The sequence below is a fragment of the Xanthobacter oligotrophicus genome, from assembly GCF_008364685.1.
Classification (GTDB): domain Bacteria; phylum Pseudomonadota; class Alphaproteobacteria; order Rhizobiales; family Xanthobacteraceae; genus Xanthobacter; species Xanthobacter oligotrophicus.
Genome location: NZ_VTTL01000015.1, coordinates 25,376 through 49,495 on the forward strand (window position 1 = coordinate 25,376; position 24,120 = coordinate 49,495).

23 protein-coding genes are annotated in these 24,120 nt (G+C 67.6%); 8 read left to right on the forward strand and 15 right to left on the reverse strand.

Features of this window, described 5'->3' with window-relative positions; genetic code table 11:
- Nucleotides 1–79 precede the first annotated feature (79 nt).
- From FZ033_RS22095 to rpmI, 6 genes are all read right to left on the reverse strand, one after another.
- Entirely contained in the window at nt 80–1,303 is a 1,224-nt protein-coding gene (locus FZ033_RS22095) for a TIGR03862 family flavoprotein (protein WP_149578229.1), read from the reverse strand.
- Between the two features lie 141 nt (nt 1,304–1,444).
- Nucleotides 1,445–2,944 carry a phosphomannomutase/phosphoglucomutase gene (locus tag FZ033_RS22100; protein WP_149578230.1) on the reverse strand — a complete coding sequence of 500 codons (1,500 nt, stop codon included), beginning with the start codon at nt 2,942–2,944 and terminating at the stop codon, nt 1,445–1,447.
- Nucleotides 2,945–3,203: 259 nt separating this feature from the next.
- Nucleotides 3,204–5,618, reverse strand: a complete 2,415-nt coding sequence (pheT, locus tag FZ033_RS22105; protein ID WP_149578231.1) for a phenylalanine--tRNA ligase subunit beta — start codon at nt 5,616–5,618, stop codon at nt 3,204–3,206.
- A 12-nt stretch (nt 5,619–5,630) separates the two neighbouring features.
- The gene (gene pheS, locus FZ033_RS22110) at nt 5,631–6,740 is read right to left on the reverse strand and encodes a phenylalanine--tRNA ligase subunit alpha (RefSeq protein WP_149578232.1); all 1,110 of its coding nucleotides are present in this window, start codon (nt 6,738–6,740) and stop codon (nt 5,631–5,633) included.
- A 156-nt stretch (nt 6,741–6,896) separates the two neighbouring features.
- Nucleotides 6,897–7,259, reverse strand: coding sequence for a 50S ribosomal protein L20 (gene rplT, locus FZ033_RS22115; RefSeq protein ID WP_149578233.1), 363 nt, complete (start codon nt 7,257–7,259; stop codon nt 6,897–6,899).
- Nucleotides 7,260–7,289: 30 nt separating this feature from the next.
- Entirely contained in the window at nt 7,290–7,490 is a 201-nt protein-coding gene (gene rpmI / locus FZ033_RS22120) for a 50S ribosomal protein L35 (RefSeq protein ID WP_149578234.1), read from the reverse strand.
- 357 nt (nt 7,491–7,847) lie between these two features.
- Between rpmI and FZ033_RS24125 the strand changes: the two genes are divergently transcribed.
- On the forward strand, nt 7,848–8,555 hold the full coding sequence (locus FZ033_RS24125) for a BA14K family protein (RefSeq protein ID WP_232847613.1): 708 nt from the start codon (nt 7,848–7,850) through the stop codon (nt 8,553–8,555).
- Between the two features lie 143 nt (nt 8,556–8,698).
- On the opposite strand, the gene FZ033_RS22130 is transcribed toward FZ033_RS24125, so the two are convergent.
- From FZ033_RS22130 to infC, 4 genes are all read right to left on the reverse strand, one after another.
- Nucleotides 8,699–9,607: a glycosyltransferase family 25 protein gene (locus FZ033_RS22130; protein ID WP_149578235.1), complete on the reverse strand. Its 909-nt coding sequence runs from the start codon at nt 9,605–9,607 to the stop codon at nt 8,699–8,701.
- Nucleotides 9,608–9,795: 188 nt separating this feature from the next.
- A complete protein-coding gene (locus tag FZ033_RS22135; RefSeq protein WP_232847614.1) occupies nt 9,796–10,917 on the reverse strand; it encodes a radical SAM protein in 1,122 nt (373 codons plus the stop codon).
- Nucleotides 10,859–11,767, reverse strand: coding sequence for a glycosyltransferase family 25 protein (locus FZ033_RS24425; RefSeq protein ID WP_149578237.1), 909 nt, complete (start codon nt 11,765–11,767; stop codon nt 10,859–10,861). Before FZ033_RS24425 ends, FZ033_RS22135 begins: the two co-directional genes overlap by 59 nt.
- Before the next feature lie 373 nt (nt 11,768–12,140).
- Entirely contained in the window at nt 12,141–12,665 is a 525-nt protein-coding gene (gene infC / locus FZ033_RS22145) for a translation initiation factor IF-3 (protein WP_012113959.1), read from the reverse strand.
- Between the two features lie 308 nt (nt 12,666–12,973).
- On the opposite strand from infC, the gene FZ033_RS22150 reads away from it, so the two are divergent.
- The 3 genes from FZ033_RS22150 (at nt 12,974) to FZ033_RS22160 (ending at nt 16,812) form a co-directional block, all read left to right on the forward strand.
- The gene (locus FZ033_RS22150) at nt 12,974–13,837 is read left to right on the forward strand and encodes a DUF3108 domain-containing protein (RefSeq protein ID WP_149578238.1); all 864 of its coding nucleotides are present in this window, start codon (nt 12,974–12,976) and stop codon (nt 13,835–13,837) included.
- A gap of 243 nt (nt 13,838–14,080) precedes the next feature.
- Nucleotides 14,081–15,484, forward strand: a complete 1,404-nt coding sequence (locus FZ033_RS22155) for a glutamine synthetase family protein (protein ID WP_149578239.1) — start codon at nt 14,081–14,083, stop codon at nt 15,482–15,484.
- 8 nt (nt 15,485–15,492) lie between these two features.
- Nucleotides 15,493–16,812, forward strand: a complete 1,320-nt coding sequence (locus FZ033_RS22160; protein WP_149578240.1) for an NAD(P)/FAD-dependent oxidoreductase — start codon at nt 15,493–15,495, stop codon at nt 16,810–16,812.
- A gap of 42 nt (nt 16,813–16,854) precedes the next feature.
- Here FZ033_RS22160 and FZ033_RS22165 read toward each other — a convergent pair whose 3' ends face one another.
- The 3 genes from FZ033_RS22165 to FZ033_RS22175 all read right to left on the reverse strand — a co-directional run bounded on the left by FZ033_RS22165 (nt 16,855) and on the right by FZ033_RS22175 (nt 19,070).
- Nucleotides 16,855–17,238 (reverse strand): hypothetical protein, encoded by a 384-nt coding sequence (locus FZ033_RS22165; RefSeq protein WP_149578241.1) that lies wholly within the window; start codon nt 17,236–17,238, stop codon nt 16,855–16,857.
- 146 nt (nt 17,239–17,384) lie between these two features.
- On the reverse strand, nt 17,385–18,128 hold the full coding sequence (locus tag FZ033_RS22170) for a TerC family protein (protein ID WP_149578242.1): 744 nt from the start codon (nt 18,126–18,128) through the stop codon (nt 17,385–17,387).
- Nucleotides 18,129–19,070, reverse strand: coding sequence for a lipid kinase (locus FZ033_RS22175; protein WP_149578243.1), 942 nt, complete (start codon nt 19,068–19,070; stop codon nt 18,129–18,131).
- A gap of 525 nt (nt 19,071–19,595) precedes the next feature.
- Between FZ033_RS22175 and FZ033_RS22180 the strand changes: the two genes are divergently transcribed.
- Complete coding sequence (locus FZ033_RS22180) at nt 19,596–20,300, forward strand: TetR/AcrR family transcriptional regulator (protein ID WP_149578244.1); 705 nt, start codon at nt 19,596–19,598, stop codon at nt 20,298–20,300.
- Nucleotides 20,301–20,345: 45 nt separating this feature from the next.
- On the opposite strand, the gene FZ033_RS22185 is transcribed toward FZ033_RS22180, so the two are convergent.
- Together FZ033_RS22185 and FZ033_RS22190 are read right to left on the reverse strand one after the other, a co-directional pair.
- Complete coding sequence (locus FZ033_RS22185; RefSeq protein WP_149578245.1) at nt 20,346–20,810, reverse strand: VOC family protein; 465 nt, start codon at nt 20,808–20,810, stop codon at nt 20,346–20,348.
- An 8-nt stretch (nt 20,811–20,818) separates the two neighbouring features.
- Nucleotides 20,819–22,123, reverse strand: coding sequence for a PA0069 family radical SAM protein (locus FZ033_RS22190; protein WP_149578246.1), 1,305 nt, complete (start codon nt 22,121–22,123; stop codon nt 20,819–20,821).
- A 200-nt stretch (nt 22,124–22,323) separates the two neighbouring features.
- Between FZ033_RS22190 and FZ033_RS22195 the strand changes: the two genes are divergently transcribed.
- Genes FZ033_RS22195 through FZ033_RS22205 form a run of 3 tightly spaced genes read left to right on the forward strand, consistent with a single transcriptional unit; the run spans nt 22,324 to nt 24,115 of the window.
- Complete coding sequence (locus FZ033_RS22195) at nt 22,324–22,476, forward strand: aa3-type cytochrome c oxidase subunit IV (protein WP_138398306.1); 153 nt, start codon at nt 22,324–22,326, stop codon at nt 22,474–22,476.
- 35 nt (nt 22,477–22,511) lie between these two features.
- Complete coding sequence (locus FZ033_RS22200) at nt 22,512–23,660, forward strand: Re/Si-specific NAD(P)(+) transhydrogenase subunit alpha (protein ID WP_149578247.1); 1,149 nt, start codon at nt 22,512–22,514, stop codon at nt 23,658–23,660.
- The gene (locus FZ033_RS22205) at nt 23,660–24,115 is read left to right on the forward strand and encodes a proton-translocating transhydrogenase family protein (protein WP_149578248.1); all 456 of its coding nucleotides are present in this window, start codon (nt 23,660–23,662) and stop codon (nt 24,113–24,115) included. The genes FZ033_RS22200 and FZ033_RS22205 overlap by 1 nt, the downstream gene beginning before the upstream one ends.
- Nucleotides 24,116–24,120: the final 5 nt, after the last annotated feature.

The following is a 24,120-nucleotide window of genomic DNA, read 5'->3' on the forward strand; positions in this document are numbered from 1 at the left end:
GGGGCGGTTTCGGTGGTACCCGCCTTGCCCCCTCCCCAGCCCTCCCCGCAAACGGGAGAGGGAGCGACGGCGCCTCTCGTCAAAAATTCAGCCGCGCCTTGATGCCCGCCGCCGCCGCGCGGCCGGTGGAGAAGCAGGCCTGCAGCAAATAGCCGCCCGTGGGGGCTTCCCAATCCAGCATCTCGCCGGCCGCGAACACCGGGGGCAGGTGGGCCGGCAGGCCGGCGAGGGCGTAGTCGTCGCCCACATGGCTCCAGGCGATGCCGCCGGCGGTGGAGATGGCGCGCTCCAGCCCGGCATGGCCGGTCACTTCCAGCGGCAGCGCCTTGATGAGACGGGCGAGGGCCTGCGCATCGGGCCGGACCGGGCCGGTGACCTCGCGCACGAGGTTCGCCGCCACCGGGGCAAGGCCGCCATTCTTGCCCAGAACGGTGGAGAAGGAGGCCTTCTGCGGGGCGGCGGTGAGCCGGGCGGCGAGGGCTTTTTCGTCCACGTCCGGCCGCAGGTCGAGATGGAGGGTGATGGAGCGGTGGCCCAGCGCCCGGCGCAGGTCGGTGGAGAGGGCATAGATGGCGCCGCCCTCCAGCCCCGAGGCCGTCACCACCGCTTCCCCGCGCACCACGGTCTTGCCGAAGCGCAGGGCGATGCGCTTCAGCGGCGTGCCGGCGAAGCGGGTGCGGAACAACTCCGACCAGGCGATGGTCACGCCCATGTTGGAGGGCGCCAGCGCATTCACCGGGACGCCTAAGGCCCGCAGCCCCTCCACCCATCCCCCGTCCGAGCCGAGGCGCGGCCAGGAGGCGCCGCCCAGCGCCAGCAGGACGGCATCCGCCGTCACTTCCGCCGGACCCTGCGGCGTGTCGAACAGCACGGCGCCCGACGCGTTCCAGCCCCGGAAGGCGTGGCGCGGGTGGAAGGCGACGCCCTGCGCCGTGAGCCGTGCCAGCCAGGCGCGCAGCAAGGGCGAGGCCTTGAAGCTCAAGGGAAATACCCGCCCGCTGGAGCCGACGAAGGTCTCCTCGCCCAGATCCAGGGCCCATTGGCGCAGGGCCTCCGGCGGAAACGCCTCCAGCGCCGGGGCAAGGCGGCCCTCGGCCGCGCCGTAGCGGTTCAGGAAGCGCGGCAGCGGTTCGGAATGGGTGAGGTTGAGCCCGCCGCGCCCGGCCATGAGGAATTTGCGGGCGACGGACGGCATGCGGTCATAGACCGCGACGCGCGCGCCGGACGCGGAGAGCATTTCCGCGGCGGCGAGGCCTGCCGGGCCGGCGCCGACGATGGCGATGAAGGGCGCGTCGAGGGTCAATCTGTTGCCTTATGCCAGGGGCCGGGCGGGGATGGGCCGGGCCCTGAAACGAGAAACCCTCCGCCGGACGACGGCGGAGGGTCGAAGATTCGCAAAGCTAAACGGCCCGCGCGCCGAAAAAGAGGCGGCGGGCCGCCCCGCTCAGATGGTCTGGTTGTACTCGCCCACTTCCGGGAAGGTGCGCAGCACGCCGTCGATTTCCTTGAACATCTCGCGCATGCGGGCGTCGGAGACCGGGCTCTCCACCACCACCACAAGCTCAGGCTTGTTGGAGGAGGCGCGCACCAGGCCCCAGGAGCCGTCCTCGCAGGTGACGCGCACGCCGTTCACCGTCACGAGGTCGCGGATCTTCTGGCCGGTCACGAGGGCGCCGTCCTTGGCCAGCTTCTCGTAATGCTCCACCACCTTGGCGACGATGCCGTACTTGGCCTCGTCGGTGCAGTGGGGCGACATGGTGGGCGAGGACCAGGTCTTGGGCAGGGCCTCGCGCAGGTCGGAGAGCTTCCGGCCGGGGTTGCGGTCCAGCATGTCGAGCACGGCGATGGCGGAGACGAGGCCGTCGTCATAGCCGCGGCCGATGGGCTTGTTGAAGAAATAGTGGCCGCTCTTCTCGAAGCCGACCAGGGCGCCGGTCTCGTTCACCCGGCGCTTCATGTAGGAGTGGCCGGTCTTCCAGTAGTCCGCCTTCACGCCGAGCTTGATCAGCTCGGGGTCGGTGGCGAACAGGCCGGTGGACTTCACGTCCACCACGAAGGTGGGGTTGGGGTAGATCTTGGCGAGGTCGCGGGCGAGCAGCACGCCCACCTTGTCGGCGAAGATCTCCTCGCCGGTGTTGTCCACCACGCCGCAGCGGTCGCCGTCGCCGTCGAAGCCCAGCGCCACGTCCGCCTTGTGCTCCAGCACCGCGTCCCGCATGGCATGGAGCATCTCCATGTCCTCGGGGTTCGGGTTGTACTTGGGAAAGGTGTGGTCGAGCTCGGTATCGAGCGGGATGACCTCCACGCCCAGCGCCTCGAGGATCTTCGGGGCGAAGGCGCCCGCCGTGCCGTTGCCGCAGGCCACCACCGCCTTGATGGGGGTCTTCAGCTTGGGACGGTCGGTGAGGTCCTTGATGTAGACGTCCGGGAAGTTCTCCACGAACACGTAGGAGCCGCCACCCTTCAGGTCGAACTTGGCGCCGAGGACGATCTCCTTGAGCTTCGTCATCTCGTCGGGGCCGAAGGTGAGGGGGCGGTTGACGCCCATCTTCACGCCGGTCCAGCCGTTGTCGTTGTGGGAAGCGGTCACCATGGCCACCGCCGGCACGTCGAGGGCGAACTGGGCGAAATAGGCCATGGGCGACATGGCGAGGCCGATGTCGTGCACCTTGATGCCCGCTGCCATGAGGCCGGAGACCAGCGCCAGCTTGATGGAGGACGAATAGCTGCGGAAATCGTGGCCGGTCACGATCTCCGGCTTCACGCCCATCTCGTGCATCAGGGTGCCGAGGCCCATGCCCAGCGCCTGCACGCCCATCAGGTTGATTTCCTTCTGGAACAACCAGCGGGCGTCATACTCCCGGAAGCCGGTCGGCTTCACCATGGGCTCGGACTCGTAGGCATAGGTGTTGGGGGTCAAGACCGGCTTGGGTGTGGGGAACATGCAGACAGCTCCTGCGGGCCTGAATTTCGCAACTGCGAGATAGCACGGTTTCGTGACTGAACGAACGCCGGAAGCTTGAGAATAGCTCCCGAGACGGCAAAAAGTAGCATATAAGTGGTATTATAATAACTAAATCGGTCCTTCTACGGACCGCGGTGCGATTTTTGGGGCGGGCCCGAAGGCCCTTTCCCGCCCTTTCGCAAATTGCATTCGCGGCGGTGCAGCATAAGCGCCGCCGCGAATGGGATCGGAGTGCAGGTCAGGCCCGGAGCGTCGCGCCGGTCTTCTTGGTGACCTCCGCCACGATGCGGCCCGCCACCTCCTCGATGTCCTTGTCGGTGAGGGTGCGCTCGCGCGGCTGGAGGGTGACCTCCACCGCCACCGACTTCTTGTCGGGGTCGATGCCCTTGCCCTCATAGAGGTCGAACAGGCCCACGGCGGCGACCAGCTTCTTGTCCGCGCCCTGCGCGGCCTTGAGGATGTCCGCCGCCGCCACCTCGCGGCCCACCACGAAGGCGAAGTCGCGCTTCACCGCCTGGAAGGTGGAGAGGTCGAGATTGGGCTTCACCCGCGTCGCCTTGGCCTTGGGCTCGGGGATCTTGTCGAGGATGATCTCGAACGCCACCAGCGGGCCGCTCACGTCCAGCGCTTCCAGCACGGCGGGATGGATCTCGCCGAAATGGGCCGTGGCGTTGGAGCCGAGCCGCAGGGTGCCCGAGCGGCCGGGATGGTACCAGCCCGGCGCATCGGTGGTGACCTGGAGGTTCGCCACCGGCGCCCCGCAGGCGGCGAGCGCCGCGAAGGCATCGGCCTTGGCATCGAACACGTCCACCGCCCCGGCGGTTCCGGACCAGTGGCGGCCGGCACCCGAGGGCTTGGCCGTGCCGCGCCGCAGGCCCGTGGCCGCCTGACGCTGGCCGGTAGGGGTGTCGTCAAGGAAGATCTGGCCCACCTCGAACAGGGCCACGTCGGCAAAGCCGCGCGCCGCATTGGTGCCGGCCGACTTGATGAGGCCGGGCAACAGGCTCGGCCGCATGTCCGACAGCTCGGCGGCGATGGGGTTGGACAGCGCCAGCGGCGGCGCGCCGCCGCCAAACATCTTGGCGGCCTCCTGCGAGACGAAGGACCAGGTGATGGCCTCCACCATGCCGCGCGCGGCCAGCGCCCGGCGCGCCTTGCGGCTGCGCAGCTGGAGCGGGGTCAGCACCGCCTTGCGGGCATCCTCCCCACGCGGCAGCTCGGTGGCGGGCACGCGGTCGAGGCCGAGGATGCGCACCACCTCTTCCACCAGGTCCGCCTTGCCCTCGATGTCGCCGCGCCAGGAGGGCGGCACCACGTCGAGCACCGGCGCCGCGCCGGAAACGGCGAAGCCCAGCGCTTCGAGCACGTCGCGGATCTCCTGCTCGGAGGCTTCCAGCCCGGCGAGGCGCTTCACCTCGGAGAGGGGGAAGGCGATGGTGCGGGTGGTGTCCGGGATGGCGCCAGCGAGCACCACCTCGGAGGCCTCGCCGCCGCAGATCTCCTGGATGAGATGGGTGGCCAGCTCCAGCCCCGGCACGGTGAAGTCCGGATCCACGCCGCGCTCGAAACGGAAGCGGGCATCGGAATTGATACCGAGCTTGCGCCCGGTCTGGGCGATGGTGATGGCGTCCCACAAGGCGGATTCGATCACCACGTCGGTGGTGCTCTCGTCGCAGCCGGAGGCCTCCCCGCCCATGATGCCGGCAAGGCTCTCCACGCCGTTCTCGTCGGCGATGACGCACATGGTCTCATCCAGCGCGTAGGTCTTGCCGTCCAGCGCCAGCAGGGTCTCCCCCGGCCGGCCCCGGCGCACCACCAGATTGCCCTTCACCTTGGCGAGGTCGAAGACGTGGAGCGGCCGGTTGCGGTCGAACGTCATGAAATTGGTGACGTCCACCAGCGCGTTGATGGGGCGCAGGCCGATGGCGCGCAGGCGGTCCTGCATCCATTGCGGCGAGGGGCCGTTCTTCACGCCCTTCACCACCCGCAGGGCGAAGGCCGGGCAGAGCGAGCCGCTCTCGCCGAATTCCAGCGTCACGCCAAGGGGCGCGGGGAAGGTGCCGTCCACGGGCTTCACCTTCGGCGCCATCAGCTCGCCGAGGCCGGCGGCGGCAAGATCCCGCGCGACGCCCGCGACGCCGAGGCAGTCGGCGCGATTGGGGGTCACGGCGATTTCCACCACCGGATCGTTGAGGCCCAACACCTGCGCGAAGGGCGCGCCGACGGTGGCGTCCTCCGGCAGCTCCAGGATGCCGTCATGCTCTTCCGACAGGCCCAGCTCGCGGGCCGAGCACAGCATGCCGCGGCTTTCCACGTCGCGGATCTTGCCGATCTTCAGCTCGAGCCCGGAGGTTGGAATGACCGTGCCCGGCGCCGCGAACACGGTCTTCAGCCCCGCCCGCGCATTGGGCGCGCCGCACACCACCTGGATGGGGTCGCCTTTCCCGATGGAGACGGTGCAGACCTTCAGCTTGTCGGCGTTGGGGTGCTTCTCGGCGGTCAGCACCTCGCCCACCACGAAGGGCGCGAGCTGCTTCGCCTTGTCCTCCACTCCCTCGACCTCGAGGCCGATGAGGGACAGGCGCTCGACGATCTCGTCGAAGGAGGCGGTGGGCTCGAGGTGGTCCTGGAGCCAGGAGAAGGTGAATTTCATGGGTCCTGCTCCTTACGCGCTCAGGCCGCCGGCGAGGGTCGGGAAATCCAGCGGGCGGAAGCCGTAGTGGGAGAGCCAGCGCACGTCGGCCTCGAAGAAGGCGCGCAGGTCGCTCATGCCGTATTTCAGCATGGCGATGCGGTCGATGCCCATGCCCCAGGCAAAGCCCTGGTATTCATCCGGGTCGAGCCCGCAATTGCGCAGCACGTTGGGGTGCACCATGCCGCAGCCGAGGATTTCCAGCCAGTCGGTGCCCTCGCCGAAGCGGATCTCGCCGGGGCGGGAGCGGTCGCACTGGATGTCCACTTCCATGGACGGCTCGGTGAAGGGGAAGAAGGACGGGCGGAAGCGCATCTTCACGCCCTCCACCTCGAAGAAGGACTTGCAGAATTCCTCCAGGATCCACTTCAGGTGGCCGAGGTGCGCGCCCTTGTCGATCACCAGCCCCTCGACCTGGTGGAACATGGGGGTGTGGGTCTGGTCACTGTCGCAGCGATAGGTGCGGCCGGGGCAGATGACGCGGATGGGCGGCGTCTTGGTCTGCATGGTGCGCACCTGCACCGGGGAGGTGTGAGTGCGCAGCACCTTGCGCTGCCCGTCCGCGCCGGGGGGCAGGAAGAAGGTGTCGTGCATCTCCCGCGCCGGATGGCCGGGGGGGAAGTTCAACGCGGTGAAATTGTGGAAATCGTCCTCGATGTCCGGGCCTTCCGCCACCGAGAAGCCCATGTCGGCGAAGATGGCGGTCAGCTCCTCCATCACCTGGGCGATGGGGTGGACGCGCCCGGTCTCGGCGGCGGCCTCGCGGACGGGCAGGGTGACGTCCACCGTCTCGGTGGCGAGGCGGGCTTCCAGCGCCCTGGTCTTCAGCGCCGAGCGGCGATGGGTGAGAAGGCCGGTCACCCGGTCGCGCAGGCCGTTGATGGCCGGGCCCATCACCTTGCGCTCGTCCGGGCTCATGGCGCCCAGCGACTTGAGCAGCTCCGAGACCGAGCCCTTCTTGCCGAGGGCGGCGATGCGCACCTCCTCGAGGCCGGCTTCATCCTCGGCGCGCAGGATGGCGCCCGCGATGTCTTGCTCCAGGTCCGCGATGGCGCTCTGGTCGGTCACGTCGATGTCGGACATGTCGATGCTCATGAAGTTCTGGAACACCCGCGGGGTCGGGCGGGCGCGGGTCCTGGACGGTTGCGCCGCTTATAGACGGGGGCCGACCAAACGCAAAAGCCCCGGACGGATGACCGCACGGGGCTCTTGAAGGTCTCGCAAAGACGGGATGGAAGCTCAGGCCAGAGCGGCCTTGGCCTTTTCCACCAAGGCCTTGAACGCGTCGGGCTCGTGGATGGCGATATCCGAGAGCACCTTGCGGTCGACCTCGATCCCAGCCTTGCTGAGACCATCGATAAATCGCGAATAGGTCAGGTCGAGATCGAGCGCGCGCACACCGGCGTTGATGCGCTGGATCCAGAGCGCACGGAAGTTGCGCTTCTTAACCTTGCGATCGCGGTAAGCATACTGCATCGACCGTTCGACGGCCGACTTGGCAGCGCGGATGGTATTCTTGCGACGGCCGTAAAAGCCCTTGGCGGCTTCGAAGACCTTCTTGTGCTTGGCGTGTGAGGTAACGCCACGTTTGACGCGGGCCATGGAAAAACTCCTTCAGATCGCGGTGCGGCGTCAGCCGTTCGGCAGGAACGACTTGCGGATCACGCGGCCGTCGCTCTCGCTCAGGATCGTGGTGCCGCGCTGGTTGCGGATCTGGCTGTTGGTCCGCTTGATCATGCCGTGGCGCTTGCCGGCCTGGGCCGCGATCACTTTTCCCGTACCCGTCAGACGGAAGCGTTTCTTGGCTCCCGACTTGGTCTTCATCTTGGGCATTTGGCTCTCCGTGGCATGGGTTCGCCACGCCTTGCGGCGGGGAACGCTCAGCCTCTTGTTGCTGTTGAGCGATATGAGCCAGCGCGGCAGCCCTTGTTCGCCGGCCGGCTCGAAGGCGGAAGTCGTTACAGGAGGATGGCGGGAAAGGCAAGCGCCTGCGACCGGACCCGCCGTGGCCGGGCGCTGCGGTGCGAACGAATTTGTGTGCCGCACTGTCACGCAGGCTTGAACGCGCACCGGCCGAATTTGAGCATCAGCAACAACTTCGCCGCGTTGTCGCCGTAGGTTGTCAACGGTCCGGCGAAACAAACGACACAAATTCAGCCGAGCCTGTATCGCGTTGAGGGAGTGAGCATCATGTTCGGAACGAAAAGAGTGGCACTGCTCGCGGCCGCCATGGTCGCTGGTAGCATGCTCTCGTTTTCTGGAAGCCCCGCCGGCGCGCAGGCGCTGCGCCTCGGTCTCGTGAACGCAGACATGCAGCGCGCCGCGGCCACGGCGGATACCGTCGCCTACCGCGGAGGCGGTGGCTATCGCGGCGGTGGCGTGCGCATGGGCGGTCCCCGCTATGGCGGCGGGCCTCGCATGGTGGGACCGCGCTATGGCGGCGGCGCCCGGTACATGGGCGGCCCGCGCTATGGTGGCGCGCGTTATGTGGGGCCGCGCGCCGTCGCTCCCCGCTACGTGGGTGGCTATCGACCCGGCTATGGTCCGGGACCCGTGCGCCCCGGCTGGGGTCCGGGGCGTCCCGGCTGGGGGCCCGGCGGCGGCCCGGGCTGGGGGCATCCGGGCTGGCGTCCGCCGCCGGGCGCCTGGGGTCCGGGGGCGTGGCGTCCGGGCTGGGGCTGGTACCGGCCCGGTTGGGGCTGGGGCTACTATAACAATAACGGCGGGTGGATCGCGCTCGGCGTTGCCAGCGGCCTTGCCCTGGGTGCGGTCGCCGCAACTGCGGAACCGGTCTACGGCGACGATGCGTCGGCCTATTGCGCCCAGCGCTTCCGCTCCTACAACCCGGCCACCGGCACCTACACCGGCTATGACGGGTACCAGCATCCCTGCCCCTGAGCGGGGAAGGGCTTGAGGACAAGAGGCCCGGCGTCCTGCGCCGGGCTTTTATTTGCCGGGGCAAGCCTTTGGACCGACTTGAGAGTCGATCGACGGTGCCCGAAGTGGCGGTATGGTTCCGTCGGCGTGATCGGGGCCGATGGTCAGGTCCGGAGGTTTGGTGTTGCGGTCGGCCTTTCGGGGCCCTTCGGCTGCGCTGGTTCGGGCGAAGCGGCCAGCGCGGCAGCGGCGACCGGTAGCACCGTCCCGATGAAGGGCACATCCAGCCACACGCGGCCGACGATGTCGCGCTCGTAGTGGAATACGCTCAGGGCCTTCAATCGACGCCCCCAGCGGAAGATTTCGCGAAGGCACTTTTCCGGGAGCGAGCGCTTGACCTTCGCGGGGCGTTCCGGCCTCGGCGTTCGCGGCTGGGCGCCACGTTCTGTCTCGAGGTCCGACATGGCGAGGCCGACGCCCCGCGCCGGTTCGTAAAATTCGGCCTGGAGGCACAAGCCGGGACGCAGTTGGTAGGTGACCGCTGGATAGTAGTTCTTGCTCGCCGGCTCGAACATCATAACGTCGATGGGCTCAGCGAAGTCGGTGATATCCCGCAGGGCGCGTTCCGCGTAGGCGCGGGTGATCACGTAGGCGGCGGTGCCGTGCTGCTTGGAATGGAGGCGATGCGCCCTGACGCCCCGTGGCCCGCAGCGCCGGCCACGGCCGAGGGTCGAGTGCTGCGGGGTCGCCTCCAGCCGCAGGATGTCCGCATCCGCCGGAAATTTGCGAGGGTTCTCGATGAAGAGCTTCGCTTCCGGAGCGATCAGCGCATCGTCCTCAAGGACGAGACAGAGGCGCTCGTCACTTGCCAGAAACCGCTTCCACGCCTTGCGGTGGCTCAGGGCGCACGCGATCTCGAGGGGGGTGATCAGGTGCCTGCCCGGCCCGACGTCCTCCTGGCGGCCATCGACGGCCTCGACACGCTCGAATTCCAGCCCGAGAGCATCGAGCTGGCTGCGCATGAAGGCGAGGCGATCAGTTCGACGGGCAAGGTTGACGACGAGAATCAGCATGAGCCTGCGGAGGGGTGTCTTTCGATTTTCTGCAACCTTTTAATACGGATATGCTGCGGTTCAACGTTTTTCTCAGGCTACGTAAAGATGCCGGCGGTTCGGCTTGAAAGCCGTTTCCTTGGGCGAGGCTGGCGTTTCCGCATGCGCCGGCCTCGGACCGCAGAAGCCCCCCTGCCGCGCCTCGCCATTCAGGGCAAAGGTCGTTCGGTGAAGCGGGCGACCGCCTGGATGCCCGACATGATCTTCCAGGTGAGGTCGCTGGCGATCCCGAGATCGGGTCGCACGGGATCGGCATTGGCCTGGTGGTCGAGCATCTTCTGCCGGCCTGCGATGGTGCTGCTCTCGCGCTTCACCGAATGGCTGATGCCGCAGAACTGGTTGCAGGAGCGCATCAGCTTGCGAATGTTGTCGGCGCCGAGCCAGAAGCGCTTCAGGTCGCCGGAGCGTTCCAGCGTCTTGCCCGGAAACTGGCCGGAGAAGCACAGGCGGGCCACGCCGTAATGGTTCACCATGATGTTGCGGTCGTAGGAATTGCAGATGTGGTCCTGCGTCGCGGTCTTGGAATGCCAGCCGCGGTCGAGGTCCGGCGCGCCATAGAGCGAGCGGAAGTACATGCCCACCTGCTCCACCCACAGCGGGTTGTAGCCGAGGCCGTACTTGGCGTTGCACTGGTTCAGGATGGCGACGAGCTCGTCCGGGTCCACCTTTGTCTGGGCGGCGAAGAAGGGGTCGTGCTCGCCGGCCTGGCCGAAGCTGGGCTGGAGGAAGTTCAGCTTCAGCTTGTCGGCGCCGATGTCGTTTAGCACCAGATCGTAGAAGGCGTCGATGGACTGGTAATTGTCGCCGAAGATGAGCCCCATGACATAGATGCGGGTCTTGTCCTGCGCGTTCAGGCGCTGGCGCGCCGCCACCAGCAGCCGCAGGGCGCGCACCGCCTTGGCGAAGGCGCCGGGCACGCCGCGGGTCTCGTCATGCTGGCCGGGGAAGGGGCTGTTGAGCGAGATGGAAATCTCGTGCGGCCCTTCGAGGATCATGCGCTCGGCCAGCTTGTCCTCGCGGATGCGCGTGCCATTGACCACCGACAGGGCGTTGACGCCGTTGCTGCGGCAGGCCTTGGCCAGGGTGAAGTAATCTTCCAGGTCGAGCATGGGCTCGCCGCCGCAGATCACCACGTTGCCCTTGGGATTGAGCTGGGAGAATTCCGCGATCAGCTGGGAGCGGCCGGCGACCGAGAGATAGTTCGCCCGGTCGTCATCGGTCCGTTGCCAGAAATCGCAATGCTTGCACTTCAGGTTGCAGCGCTTGTTCACTTCCAGAAACAGAAAGCGCGGCGGCAGCAGCCGGGAGGGTCCCGCCGGCGAAGGGGACGTCGCGCAGGACGCGTCCGACAATGAACCGTGCATGGAGAAACTCCGCCTTGGCTTTGGTTCGGCGCCACCAGCGGGCAGCCTCGCGCAGACATTTTTCCGGTAACGAACGCTGCACCCTGATCCGGGGGGCCGGCTCGTGCCGGGGAAAGCGGACGCGGCGGTCCATCTCCAGATCGGACCTGGCGATGGCGGTGCTTTGCGCCGGTTCATACAGCTCCGCCTGAAGGCAGACGCCCGGGCGCAGCTGGAAGGAGACGTTGGGATAATAGTTCGGGCTCTTGGGCTCGAACAGCACTTCGTCCACCGGCTCGACGAACGCGGTGAGGTCGCGCACCGCGCGCTCGGCGAAAGCGCGGGTGATGATATAGCCGGCGCAGCCATGGTGCCGCGACAGCAGCGGGTGCGCCCTGAAGCCGGGCGGTCCGCAGCGCCGGCCGCGTCCCAGAACGCACTCCTGCAATCGCGTCTCCAGCCGAAGGATTTCGGTTCCCGCGGGGAAGGCGCGCGGATCTTCGACAAAGCGCTTCATCTGCGGCGCGATGAGCACGTCGTCCTCAAGGATGAGGCAATGGCTTGCGTCGCTGTCGAGGAAGCGCATCCACGCCTTGCGGTGGCTGAGGGCGCAGGCCCGCTCGACCGGGGAGATCAGGTCCGTGCCCGGCCCCACATCCACGGCCCTGCCGTCGATGGCATCGATGCGCTCGAATGCAATTCCCAGCGCATCCAGCTGGTTGCGCACGAAGGCGAGGTGATCCGGGCGCCGGGCAAGGTTGATGAGCAGAACCAGCATTCAGGCCGTAAGCACGAATTGGAATAGGTCGTGTCTAGCAAACTGCCCTTGCGTCGCAACTCTATTTCAAATGGCACATCGGCCGGGGCGGTATCAAAATGCAGGTTGCGGTCATTCTGTCCGCGTCGTGTGCGAAAGATGTCGCACAACCCATCCCAAGCCGGCGCCGCGAAAAGCGATGCTTCCGCTCGATTGCGAGCCCATGACGGATGAATAAAAAAGAGCCGTTCGGATCAGATCGCGGTGCAATCTGATCCGAACGGCTCTTGGGTGCTTGAAGTGGGACAGCGTCCGCAACAGGTCCAGCCCGGTCGAAATGCCCTCGCGCTTCGGCGAGGATCACTTCGTGGGAAGGATCACCTGGGCGACACGATCACCTGGGCGACAGGATCATGATCATCTGCCGGCCTTCCAGCATGGGCTCGGCCTCCACCTTGGCGATGGCGGCGACATCCTCCTTCAGCTTTTGAAGCAGCTTGAAGCCGATGTCCTGGTGCGCCATCTCGCGGCCGCGGAAGCGCAGGGTGACCTTCACCTTGTCGCCTTCCTCGAAGAAGCGCTCCATGGAGCGCATCTTCACCTCGTAATCGTGGGTGTCGATGCCGGGGCGGAGCTTGATTTCCTTGACCTCCACCACCTTCTGCTTCTTGCGGGCCTCGCTCGCCTTCTTCTGGTTCTGGTATTTGAACCGGCCGTAGTCGAGGATCTTGCAGACGGGGGGCGCGGAGTTCGGCGAGATCTCGACAAGGTCGAGGCCGGCTTCCTGCGCAAGGGTGAGAGCATCGCGAATGGCCACCACGCCGCGGTTTTGCCCATCCTGGTCGATCAGCTGGACTTCGCGGATGCGGATTTCCTCGTTGACGCGCGGACCATCCTTCTCCGGCGCTACGGGTCTCATGGGGCGACGAATGGCTTTTCACTCCTCAGACATTGACGAAATACCCGAGGCGAATGGGCCACGGCGCCGGCTCCTGCCGTCGTCTGCGTGACCCGCGTCTCAGGGTAGGCTGGAAAGATCGTGACAAACGGTCGTAAAGTCAATGACCCATGAGGATTCGCAGGGCGTTCTTGCGGCACTGGGGCGCGGTTTTCCTGAGCGGGAGGCGAGCCACAGTTCAGCCGCCTTCCCTGCGCATCAGTAACGATGCCGCCGATCCGCGGGCCTTTCCCGTGGGCAACCGGCCTTCCCGGCCACGGACGCACCTGATGACCAACGCCCGTTCCGCCTTCCTGTCCGCGCGCTCCTTCGCGGCGGTCGGTGCCCTGCTTGCCGGCACTCTTCTGGCCGGGTCCGACGCGGCCCGCGCCGATGGGCGCCTCGAAGCCAAATACACGCTCACGGTGGGCAGTGTGGAACTGGGGCGCGGCTCCATCGTGGTGGAGGCGGGGGATGCGGCCTACGAAATCACCGGCGCCGCCCGCGTCACCGGCGTGCTGCGCGCGGTGTCGTCGGGCAAGGGCGTCGCCGCCTCGCGCGGTGCGCTGTCGGGCGGCAAGATGGTGCCGCGCATCTATGCCATGAATGCCGAGGCCGACGGCAAGGCCGAGACCGCCCGCATCGCCATCGCCGGCGGCGCGGTCAAGGAGATGGACGTGGAGCCGCCGCTGAAGCCGGTGCCCGACCGGGTGCCGCTGACGCCCGATACGCTCCAGAACATCATCGATCCCATGAGCGGGGCCTTCATCTACCTGCCCGGCACCGCCGACCTCCTCTCCGCCGCCGCCTGCGACCGCTCGATCCCGGTGTTCGACGGCCGCCAGCGCTACGATCTGAAGCTCTCGTACCTGCGCACGGAAAAGGTGAAGACCGAGGGCTATGCCGGCCCCGCCGTGGTGTGTGGCGTGCGCTACAGCCCCATCGCCGGCCATCGGCCGACCCGGTCCACCGTCAAATACATGGAAGAGAACAAGGACATGCAGGTGTGGCTGGTGCCCGTCGCCGGCACCCGCCTTTTGGCGCCGTTCAAGGTCTCGGTGGCCACCATGATCGGCACCGCCGTGCTGGCGGCCTCCTCGTTCGAGACGCAGGAGAAGTCCGGCACCGTCCCGGTGAGCGCCCCCCGCCCCTGAATCGCCATGGCTTGAATCCGCCTTGCGGCCTGTCGCACCCCCACAGGTCGTAGGGGGAGAAGCGGGAACTTGGTGGTTGGTTCGATTCGGTCGCGATTCGTTCGATGCCTGTTCTCTCCCAGTCCCGGAACGGGACATGCCTCGGGGTGCAACGGGAGCGCAGCTGTTACGCAGTCGCGTTGACACCCGCCATGGCGCAGGTGTTCCCTCATCGGGCGTGAGCGGTTCACGCGTGAGGGCATCATGGCGAAACGCAGCAAGGGCGCGCAGAAGATTCCGGTGACGGCGCCGCGGGGTGTCAACTCCCTCGCCGAGGCCAAGGCCTGGATGGCCAGCCGGGGCATCACCGAGATCGAGTGCACCGTTCCCGATCTTGCGGGCGTTGCCCGCGGCAAGATCATGCCGGCCTCGAAATTCTTCTCCTCCCCGGTGATGAACCTGCCCCTGTCGGTCTTCTTCCAGACCATTTCGGGCGAGTATCCGGACTATGAGGGGCTGGTGGATTCGGTTGTCGCCGACAGCGACCTGGTGATGGAGCCGGACCTTGCCACCCTGTGCTCGGTGCCGTGGGCGCAGGACCCCACTGCCCAGGTGATCCACGACGCCTACCATCGCGACGGACGCCCGGTGGAGCTGGCGCCGCGCCAGGTGCTGCGCCACGTCATCTCGCTCTACGAGAAGAAGGGCTGGAAGCCGGTGGTGGCGCCGGAGATCGAATTCTACCTGGTGGAGACCAACACCGATCCCGACTATCCGCTGAAGCCGCCGGTGGGCCGCTCGGGGCGCCCCGAGATCGGCCGCCAATCCTATTCCATCCAGGCGGTGAACGAGTTCGATGCCCTGTTCGAGGACATCTACGATTATTCCGAAGCCCAGGGGCTGGAGATCGACACGCTGATCCACGAGGACGGCGCCGCGCAGATGGAAATCAACCTGCGCCACGGCGATCCGCTCACGCTGGCCGACCAGGTGTTCCTGTTCAAGCGCACCATCCGCGAGGCGGCGCTGGCGCACAAGATCTACGCCACCTTCATGGCCAAGCCCATCGCCAACGAGCCGGGCAGCGCCATGCACATCCACCAGTCGGTGATCTCGGCGCAGACCGGCAAGAACATCTTCTCGGACGACGACGGCGACCCGACGCCGGAATTCTTCTCCTTCATCGCCGGGCACCAGAAATACCTGCCGTCCGTCATGTGCATCATGGCGCCCTATGTGAATTCCTACCGGCGGCTGACGCGCGATTCCATGGCGCCCATCAACCTGCAATGGGGCTACGACAACCGCACCGCGGGCCTGCGCGTGCCCCCCTCCACCCCCGAGGCGCGGCGGCTGGAGAACCGGGTTCCGTCCTCCGACGCCAATCCTTATCTCGTCATCGCCGCCTCGCTGGCCTGCGGCTATCTCGGCCTCACCGAGAACCTGCGCGCCACCGATCCGCTGGAAGGCGATGCCAAGAATCTCGATTTCGACCTGCCGCGCGGCCTCTTGGAGGCGGTGGCGGCCTTCTCGGACAGCGAGCCCCTCGCCGAGGTGCTCGGCCATCGCTTCGTTGCTGCCTATGCCGCGGTGAAGCAGGCGGAGTTCGAGACCTTCATGCGGGTCATCTCGCCGTGGGAGCGGGAATATCTGCTGCTGAACGTCTGAAGGCGCGCATGGTGGGCGAGGCTCAATCCAGGCCACCGGCGGGGCTCGATCCCGCCGGGCATGCCGCATCCTGGTACGCGGCGACGGCCATCGCCTGTCCCGCCTTTCCCCCGCTTGCGGGCGAGGTGAAGGCGGACGTGTGCATCCTCGGCAGCGGCTACACCGGCCTGTCCGCCGCGTTGCATCTGGCGGATTGGGGCTTCGACGTGGTGGTGCTGGAGGCGGCGCGCGTCGGCTCGGGGGCGTCGGGCCGCAATGGCGGGCAGCTCCATTCCGGCCAGCGCCACGGCCAGGACGTGCTCGAAAAGGCGGTGGGCCTCGACGATGCGAAGAAGCTGTGGCACCTCGCCGAGGAGGGCAAGGCGCTGGTCCATGGCCTCATCGCGCGCCACGGCATGGAATGCGACCTGAAGAGCGGCCTGATCCATGCCGACCACAAGCCCCACTTCGTGAAGGAGAGCCACGCTTACGCCCGCCTGCTGCGGGACCGCTACGGCTACGACGCGGTCGACCCGCTGACCCGCGAGGAGATCCGCGCCCTGGTGGGCAGCGATGCCTATCATGGCGGGGTGATCGACCGGAAGGCCGGCCACCTCCACCCGCTCAACTTCGCCCTCAGTCTCGCCAAAGCGGCGGCCGGGGCCGGCGCGCGGATCTTCGAGGGCACCCGTGCCGTCGGCGTGAAGGAGGAGGGCGCGGGGGTCACCGTCACCACAGAAGGGGGCGCCATCGTGCGTGCCGGCTTCCTGCTGGAATGCGGCAACGGCCTCATGGACGGCTTCGACCGGCGGGTGGACAGCCATGTCATGCCCATCTGCAACTACATCATCGCCACCGAGCCTCTGGGGGCGCGGGCGCGGGAGATCATCGCCAATGACGCGGCGGTGGCGGACAGCCGCTTCGTCATCAATTATTTCCGCCTGAGCGGTGACGGCCGGCTGCTGTTCGGCGGCGGCGAGAGCTACCGTCGGGGTCTGAGGACCGACGTGGCCGGCTTCGTGCGGCCCTACATGCTGCGGATCTTCCCGCAGCTTCAGGACGTGCACATCGACTATGCGTGGGGCGGGGTGCTCGCCATCACCCTCAACCGCATGCCGTTCGTGCGCCGGCTGTCGGACAAGGTGCTGGTCTCGGCCGGCTACAGCGGGCAGGGGGTGGCGCTGGCGCCCCTGTTCGGCAAGATCCTGGCCGAGGCGGTCAAGGGACAGCTGGAGCATTTCGACCTGCTCCAGCGCCTGCCGGTGCCACCGTTTCCCGGCGGCAGGCTCATGCGATACCCGCTCTTGGTGGCGGGCCTCAGCTATTACGCCATGCGCGACCGGCTCTGACGCGAACCGGTCCACCCTGCGCCTGAAAAGTTCCGGTCGGGCTCAGTTCAGCCCGCCGAGCCGCCGCGCCTCTGCGAGAGCCTTGAGGCAGCCCGCCTCGTCGCCGCCGGCCTGGAGGTTGATGGCCTGGTTGAGCGCGCCATAGGCGCCGCTGTCGGGTGGCGTGAGGCCGGCGGCGGCCAGCGAGCCGGGGGTCGGCTGCTGGTCGGTCTGCGCGCCGATGGTCTGCTCCTGCGGCGGCGGCTTCTTGGGCGCGGGCTCGCGCGCCTTGAGCTGGGCTTGCACGGTGACGATCTGCTCCAGGCAGGCCTGGGCACGGGCGGGTGCCGACCAGGCGGCGAGGGCTAGCGCCGCGGTGAGTGCGCAGGCGGTGCGGAGCACCGCGGGACGAGCGCAAGCGGGGCGGGATGCAAACAGGGCGATCATTCTCGACCTCGAAGACTTAAATCGGGCCGGCCGGGCCGGCCCGAAGCGAGCATAGAGAGGCGCGCGCCGCCTTGCCATTGGCCTTGCGCAAATGGCAGCGGAAGACGGCTGCCATCTGTCCGCAAAGCACGGGCGGGCGTCCCCGCTCAATGCCCGCCGGAGGCCGGGCGGCGCCGGCGGGACAGCATGTTGAGCGCCTCGATAGCGGCAGAAAAGGCCATGGCCGCATAGATGTAGCCCTTGGGCACATGGGCGCCGAAGCCTTCCGCGATCAGCGTCATGCCGATCATGATGAGGAAGCCCAGCGCCAGCATCACCACGGTGGGGTTGGCCTCGATGAACTTCGCCAGCGGGTCGGCGGCGAGCAGCATGCAGGTCACGGCCGCGATCACCGCGATGATCATGATGGGGATGTGCTCGGTCATGCCCACGGCGGTGATGATGCTGTCGATGGAGAACACGAGGTCCAGCATCAGGATCTGGGCGATGGCGGCGGCAAAGCCGATGGTGACCTTTGCGTCCTGCACGTCCTCGGCATGGGTGCGCGGGTCCACATTGTGGTGGATCTCCGTGGTCGCCTTCCACACCAGGAACAGGCCGCCGGCGATGAGGATGAGGTCGCGCCAGGAGAAGCCGTGCCCGAACACCTCGAAGATGGGGGCGGTCAGCTTCACGATGATGGCGATGGTGCCGAGCAGCGCCAGCCGCATGACCAGCGCAAGGCCGATGCCGATGCGCCGGGCCTTGGTGCGGTACTGGGGCGGCAGCTTGTTGGTGAGGATGGAGATGAAGATGAGGTTGTCGATGCCGAGCACCACTTCCATGGCCACCAGCGTCACCAGGGCCACCCACGCGGCGGGGTCGGCGGCGAGTTGAAGGAGGTAGTCCATCTAGGCAGAACCTTCGGCTAGGGGGATGGGGGAGGGGACAGAGGAAAGGGCAGGGGCCGGCGCATAAACGTGGATCGCGCCCGGCCGGATCCGGAAATGGGCCGGGGTAAAGGTGACGAGCTCGCCGTCGGTGTTCACCGGGCGCGGCCGGCTGGTGCGCACCACCACCTCTGTGGTGCGGAAGGCGCGCACGTCGTCCCACGCGCCCTGGGTGCCGCGTCGCAGTGCCGGCAGCAGCGCGAGCAGGCGCCACCAATGGTCCACTTCGAGGCTGTAGAAATCGAGCCGGCCGTCGTCGGCGGTGGCGGTGGCCTCCACCGTCATGCCGCCACCATAGTGTCGGCCGTTGCCCACTGAGACTTGCAGGGTGCGCACCTGCTCCACCGTGCCGTCATGTTCGATGAAGGCGGTGAACAGGCGCGACTGCATCAGCAGGCGCGCAGCGATGATGCCGTAGCCGAGCACGCCGAAGCGGCGCTTGGCCTCCTGCGTCAGAGCGCGGGCGAGATCGGCGGAAAAGCCGATGCTGGCCACGTTGAGGAAGGGATGGCCGTTCACCTCGCCGAGGTCGATGGGCCGCGGCGCGCCGGCCAGGACCACGTCGGCGGCGGCCGCAAGGTCGGTGGGGATGGCGAGGGTGCGCGCGAAATCGTTGGCGGTGCCCAGCGGCAGCACGCCGAGCGGCAGCTGGGTGTCGAACAGGCCGGAGGCGGCCGCATTCAGCGTGCCGTCGCCGCCGCCGAGGACGATGAGATCGGCGTCGCCGGCACGGGCGCGGATGGTGTCGGAGATGGCGGCGGCGCCGGGCCAGCCGACATCGGTGAGGTCGAGCTCGCGCGCCAGAAGGTCACGCACCGCGCCGAGGGATGCAGTGCCCTGGCGCGCGCCGGGATTGACCAGGAACAGCGCGCGGCGCCGGTGGGGAGGGCGCGGGACTGTCATGTCCAGTGGGGTGCGATCATGGGCCAGGTTTCCGGTGAGTGCTGAGCACGCGGTGATCCGACATCGCGCAGCGGAACTGCGCCAGAGGGGCCCGGATCGGTTTCGGTAAGGTAAGGTGTAGCGCGCGACAGCCAAGGTAATGTGGCGGAATGTCGCAATACGCTGCGCTCGGTCCGGTCCGGGCGGAATTCCGGAGCGGCACGGGGCGCGAAGGGATCTGAGGAGAAGCCGAAAAATTTGGGGGAGGAGAGCGGGGGCGTTGCTCTCCTCCCCCTGGTTCGATCAAGACGCGGGTTGCGGTACCGCGGCATTGACCGAACGGTTCGGTTCGGTGCTTATGGTTTAGCGCAGCATGAATGGCATTGCAAGAGAGAACTGAACGGTTCGGTCGGTTTTCGGTGGTGCCGGCCTGTTGCGGCGATGTCACCTCGTTCGCGCGTATCGCGGCGACGCCTGATCGGTGCTTGCGCGCCGGTGCTGCGATCCCGCAAGAACGTAGGGCTGGAAAGAAAGAGACGTGGGAGTATGACCGACATCGGTGGCGCCGACCTCAAGCCGCGCAGCCCGGAGCTGCGGGACGCGGGCGTGCGGGACACGGCACATGGCGCGGGCCAGGACCCGGAAAAGCGCAGCCAGATCCTGTCCGGCGCGCGCCGGGTGTTCTTCGAGCGCGGCTTCGATGCGGCCAGCATGGGCGACATCGCGCGCGCGGCAGGGGTCTCCAAGGGCACGCTCTACGTCTATTTCGAGAATAAGGAGGACCTCTTCGCCGCCCTCGTGGGGAGCGAGTGCGAGGAGACCGCCGAGCGCATGTTCGTGCTCGATGGCGAGGAGGAGGACGTGGAAACCGTCCTCACCAAGCTCGGCTATTCCTTCGTCCACGCCATCCTGCGGCCGAGCAGCATCGCACTGCTGCGCACGGTGATCGCCATCTCCGCCAAGTTTCCCGACATCGGCCGCCGCTTCTTCGAGGCGGGCCCCTGCGAGGGGATCTCGCGCCTGTCGGTCTATCTCGCCGCCAAGGTGGAGCAGGGCGTGCTCGACATCGACGACGTGGAGCAGGCGGCGAGCCAGTTCCTCACCCTCTGCAAGGACGGGGTGACCATTCCCGCCCTGGTGGGCGCGCCCGGTGCGCCCGATCCCGAGGCGGTGGAGAAATCGGTGAAGGGGGCGGTTCGCGTCTTCATGCGGGCCTATGGCGCCAGTTGCCCTCGGCCGCAAGGCGCGTAGCGCGAGGGCTCGTAGCAAGGCGCTGCCGCGTTCGAACATGTGCCGTCACGAGGCGGCCCGCTGCGGCACCGTGAGCCGGCCTTCGGCATCGAACGGGAAGAAGGGGTTGTGCGCCACTTCCCACAGATGCCCGTCGGGATCGGCGAAATAGCCGCTGGTGCCGCCCCAGAACACCTTCTGCGCCGGCTTCACCCGTGTGCCACCGGCCGCCACGGCGCGGGCGATCACGAGCGCGACTTCGTCTTCCTGCGCCACGTTGCAGGCGAGGGTCTGGCCGCAGAAGGGTTGCGGCGGCGTATCCGCCAGCATGGCGTCGTCGGCCAGGCGGTCGCGCGGATACAGGCTCAGCACCACGTGCCCGGCGAGGAAGAAGGCGACGCCCTGCGTGTCCAGGTCGCGCCGCTCCAGTCCCATCGCAGTGTAGAAGGCGATGGCGCGGCCAAGGTCGCCGACCCCCAAGGTGACAAGATGCAGGCGAAGCGCGGGTGCCGGCGGCGTGGGCGTCTCCATGGGGATCTTCAATCGAACAGGCTGAGCTGCACGCCCGCCGGCTTGGGGCGGCGGAAATGGGCGGTGGTCAACTTCAGCCCGCGCCCGGCAAGGCCGAGCCGTCGCGCCGCGATCTCGAAGCGGCGGCCCACGGTCCAGGCATAGGGGCCGTCCCCCCGCATCCGCTTGCCGAACGCGGCATCGTAGTCCTTGCCGCCGTGCATCTGGCGGATCAGGCCGAGCACGTGCCGCGCCTTGTCGGGGAAGTGGGTCACCAGCCATTCGCGGAACAGGTCGGCGATCTCCAGCGGCAGGCGCAGCATGACATAGCCCGCCTCGCTGGCGCCGGCGGCTTTGGCGGCATCGAGGATGCGCTCCACCTCCATGTCGTTGAGCGCCGGGATGAGCGGGGCGGTGAGCACCGCCGTGGGAATGCCCGCATCGGCGAGGCGGCGGATGGTGCCGAGCCGCACGTGGGGGCTCGCCGCCCGCGGCTCCATGGTGCGGGCCAGGTGCGGATCGAGGGTGGTGATGGAGATGGCCACCTTGACGAGGCCGCGCTCGGCCATGGGAGCGAGGATGTCGATGTCGCGCGCCACCAGCCCTGACTTGGTGACGATGCCCACCGGATGGCCGAATTCGGAGAGTACCTCCAGCAGGCGGCGGGTGACCTCGTAGCGCTTTTCGATGGGCTGGTAGGGGTCGGTGTTGGTGCCCATGGCGATGACGCGGGGCTGGTAGGAGGATTGGGACAGTTCCCGCGCCAGCAGCTCAGGCGCGTCCGGCTTCACGAACAGCTTGGTCTCGAAGTCGAGGCCCGCTGAAAGGCCGTGATAGGCGTGGGTCGGCCGGGCGAAGCAATAGACGCAGCCGTGCTCGCAGCCCCGATAGGCATTGATGGAGCGATCGAAGGCGATATCCGGCGACTGGTTGCGGGTGATGACCGTGCGCGCGCGCTCTTCCGTCACCTGCGTGCGCAGGGGCGGCAGGTCCTCCAGGCTCTGCCATCCGTCGTCGAACAGGATGCGGGCGGCCGGCTCGAAGCGCCCGGCGGCGTTGGAGACCGCCCCCCTCCCGCGCCGGCGCTCCCCGTCCACGGCGCTCCCGACCTCCCCGTCGAGGGCGGGCGGCACCACGGGGGGCGGAGCCGCCTTTTCTTCGGCAAGGCGCCCGAGGATGCGATTGGCGCGCGGCTCGCTCACCGCGAGGGCCGCCGCCTTGGCCTTGGGTCCAGCAGCCTTGGTGCCGTCCGAGCGCGTGCCACGTACGGCACGCCCGGCAGCGCGGGTGGTGGGGCCCGCAGGATCGAAGAGGGAATCGCGCTCGAGGCTCATGGGAAAAAAGGTAGCACCCGAAACGGAACAAAACAAGAACTTCGGGTTGCCGCTGAAGCCTTTCCCATTGCCTTCAGGTGGTTGCCGGATGAGGCAGATGACTCAACGGCTTGGATTTGGCATATTGTACACCACAACCCGGTTGCCAGACATTCGCATCTCCGCTAAAGCCCTAATTGAGGCCTGAAAAGGGGGAAAAGATGGCTGAACACGCCACGACCGAATACGCCATTGCGGACGGTAACGACTACGCTGAGCACGAGAGCACCTATGTGCTCTTCACCGCCCTGACCAAATGGGGCGCGATCGCTGTCGCCGTCCTCCTCACCCTCATGTGGATCTTCCTCCTCTGACCCCCTGACGGGTTGGAGCACCGGAGACATTTCTGATGAAAATCGCTGTCCCCGCCGAGGTTGATCTCGGCGAGCCGCGGGTCGCTGCGACCCCGGATACGGTGAAGCGTCTGGTCGCGCTCGGCGCCAGCGTGGCGGTCGAGACGGGCGCGGGCCTCAAGTCGGGCATTCTGGATGCCGACTTCGAAGCCGCCGGCGCCACCATCGCGCCCACCGCCGCCGATGCCCTGTACGGCGCTGAAGTGGTACTGAAAGTCCGCCGTCCGACGGAAGCCGAACTTTCGTCGTACAAGCCCGGCGCGCTGCTGCTGGCCATCGTCGATCCCTATGGCAACGACGAGGCCCTGGCCACGCTGGCGCGCTACAACGTCAACGCCTTCGCCATGGAGCTGATGCCCCGCATCACCCGCGCGCAGGTGATGGACGTTCTGTCCTCCCAGGCGAATCTCGCCGGCTATCGCGCCGTCATCGACGCCGCGGCCGAGTTCAACCGCGCCCTGCCGCAGATGATGACCGCCGCCGGCACCGTGCCCGCCGCGCGCGTCTTCGTCATGGGCGCCGGCGTGGCGGGCCTCCAGGCCATCGCCACCGCGCGCCGCCTCGGCGCCATCGTGACCGCCACCGACGTGCGCCCCGCCGCCAAGGAACAGGTCGCCTCGCTGGGCGCCAAGTTCGTCGCGGTGGAGGACGATGAGTTCAAGCAGGCGGAAACCGCCGCCGGCTACGCCAAGCCCATGTCGGCCGAGTACCAGGCCAAGCAGGCGGCCCTCGTCGCCGAGCACGTCAAGAAGCAGGACATCGTCATCACCACCGCCCTGATCCCCGGCCGGCCCGCGCCGCGCCTGATCACGGCCCAGATGGTGGCCTCCATGAAGCCCGGCTCGGTCATCGTCGACCTGGCGGTGGAGCGCGGCGGCAACGTGGAAGGCGCCGTGCCCGGCCAGGTGGCGTGGGTCGGCAACGTCAAGATCGTCGGCCACCTCAACGTGCCCGGACGCATCGCGGCGTCGTCCTCGCCGCTCTACGCCAAGAACCTCTTCAACTTCTTCGAGACGATGGTGGACAAGGCGACCAAGTCCCTCGCCGTGAAGTGGGACGACGAGTTGGTCAAGGCCACCCTCCTCACCCGCGACGGCGCCGTCGTGCATCCTAACTTCGCACCCAAGATCGAGGGAGCGGCCTGATGAATCCCGCCTCAGCCCAGACCGCGACGGACGCCGCCTCCCAGGCCCGCGCCGCTGCAGAGATCGCGCGCCAGGCGGCGGAAGCTGCCCAGCTCTACGCCGACCAGGCCGGCGCCGCCCTCGGCGCGGTGGCCCACGGCGCGACCGGAGGGGCCATCGACCCCTTCGTGTTCCGCCTCTCCATCTTCGTGCTCGCGGTGTTCGTGGGCTATTACGTGGTGTGGTCGGTGACCCCGGCGCTGCACACCCCGCTCATGAGCGTCACCAACGCCATCTCCTCGGTGATCGTGGTGGGCGCGCTGCTGGCGGTGGGCGTCACCACGGTTGGCGATTCAAGCCATGCCTGGGGCGCGCGCATCTTCGGCTTCGTCGCGCTCGTCTTCGCCTCGGTGAACATCTTCGGCGGGTTCCTCGTGACCAGCCGCATGCTCGCCATGTACTCCAAGAAGAAGTGAGGCGG

Bases quoted from the DNA above. Each gene is read 5' to 3' on its own strand.
- FZ033_RS22100 (WP_149578230.1), bottom strand. From the start codon at position 2,944: ATGTTCCCCACACCCAAGCCGGTCTTGACCCCCAACACCTATGCCTAC.
- pheT (WP_149578231.1), bottom strand. From the start codon at position 5,618: ATGAAATTCACCTTCTCCTGGCTCCAGGACCACCTCGAGCCCACCGCC.
- pheS (WP_149578232.1), bottom strand. From the start codon at position 6,740: ATGTCCGACATCGACGTGACCGACCAGAGCGCCATCGCGGACCTGGAG.
- rplT (WP_149578233.1), bottom strand. From the start codon at position 7,259: ATGGCCCGCGTCAAACGTGGCGTTACCTCACACGCCAAGCACAAGAAG.
- rpmI (WP_149578234.1), bottom strand. From the start codon at position 7,490: ATGCCCAAGATGAAGACCAAGTCGGGAGCCAAGAAACGCTTCCGTCTG.
- FZ033_RS24125 (WP_232847613.1), top strand. From the start codon at position 7,848: ATGTTCGGAACGAAAAGAGTGGCACTGCTCGCGGCCGCCATGGTCGCT.
- FZ033_RS22130 (WP_149578235.1), bottom strand. From the start codon at position 9,607: ATGCTGATTCTCGTCGTCAACCTTGCCCGTCGAACTGATCGCCTCGCC.
- FZ033_RS24425 (WP_149578237.1), bottom strand. From the start codon at position 11,767: ATGCTGGTTCTGCTCATCAACCTTGCCCGGCGCCCGGATCACCTCGCC.
- infC (WP_012113959.1), bottom strand. From the start codon at position 12,665: ATGAGACCCGTAGCGCCGGAGAAGGATGGTCCGCGCGTCAACGAGGAA.
- FZ033_RS22150 (WP_149578238.1), top strand. From the start codon at position 12,974: ATGACCAACGCCCGTTCCGCCTTCCTGTCCGCGCGCTCCTTCGCGGCG.
- FZ033_RS22155 (WP_149578239.1), top strand. From the start codon at position 14,081: ATGGCGAAACGCAGCAAGGGCGCGCAGAAGATTCCGGTGACGGCGCCG.
- FZ033_RS22160 (WP_149578240.1), top strand. From the start codon at position 15,493: ATGGTGGGCGAGGCTCAATCCAGGCCACCGGCGGGGCTCGATCCCGCC.
- FZ033_RS22165 (WP_149578241.1), bottom strand. From the start codon at position 17,238: ATGATCGCCCTGTTTGCATCCCGCCCCGCTTGCGCTCGTCCCGCGGTG.
- FZ033_RS22170 (WP_149578242.1), bottom strand. From the start codon at position 18,128: ATGGACTACCTCCTTCAACTCGCCGCCGACCCCGCCGCGTGGGTGGCC.
- FZ033_RS22175 (WP_149578243.1), bottom strand. From the start codon at position 19,070: ATGACAGTCCCGCGCCCTCCCCACCGGCGCCGCGCGCTGTTCCTGGTC.
- FZ033_RS22180 (WP_149578244.1), top strand. From the start codon at position 19,596: ATGACCGACATCGGTGGCGCCGACCTCAAGCCGCGCAGCCCGGAGCTG.
- FZ033_RS22185 (WP_149578245.1), bottom strand. From the start codon at position 20,810: ATGGAGACGCCCACGCCGCCGGCACCCGCGCTTCGCCTGCATCTTGTC.
- FZ033_RS22190 (WP_149578246.1), bottom strand. From the start codon at position 22,123: ATGAGCCTCGAGCGCGATTCCCTCTTCGATCCTGCGGGCCCCACCACC.
- FZ033_RS22195 (WP_138398306.1), top strand. From the start codon at position 22,324: ATGGCTGAACACGCCACGACCGAATACGCCATTGCGGACGGTAACGAC.
- FZ033_RS22200 (WP_149578247.1), top strand. From the start codon at position 22,512: ATGAAAATCGCTGTCCCCGCCGAGGTTGATCTCGGCGAGCCGCGGGTC.
- FZ033_RS22205 (WP_149578248.1), top strand. From the start codon at position 23,660: ATGAATCCCGCCTCAGCCCAGACCGCGACGGACGCCGCCTCCCAGGCC.